This window comes from Undibacterium umbellatum, from assembly GCF_014284125.1.
Taxonomy (GTDB): Bacteria; Pseudomonadota; Gammaproteobacteria; order Burkholderiales; family Burkholderiaceae_D; genus Undibacterium; species Undibacterium umbellatum.
The window spans coordinates 1-255 of record NZ_JACOFX010000100.1 but is presented as its reverse complement, the minus strand read 5'-3'; the positions used below and the strand labels follow the sequence as shown (position 1 = coordinate 255).

Below are 255 nucleotides of genomic sequence, written 5' to 3'. Positions count from 1 at the left end.
CAATAGCTGCATCATCACAACCCTCTTTTGCCTTTTCCAAACTGCAAGACCTGCGCGCCAGCTTTGAACGCCTGCGCGGCCTGCAAATCGACGCCCTCAAAGCCATGGGCTTTGACACCCTGCTCGATGACCTCGCCAGCATCTGCGACGCCTTAACCGAGCTAGACCGCATTAACGCCGACATGGGCGTCACCGACAGCGCCCTCACCATGCTCCTGCAACTGCTCGAATCCGCAGGCGAACAACCCCTCGCCC

At 59.6% G+C, this 255-nt stretch carries 1 protein-coding gene; it reads left to right on the top strand.

From position 1 onward, the window contains the following. A partial coding sequence (locus H8L47_RS30540; RefSeq protein ID WP_186957352.1) for a hypothetical protein occupies window positions 1–255 on the top strand: 255 nt, incomplete at both ends.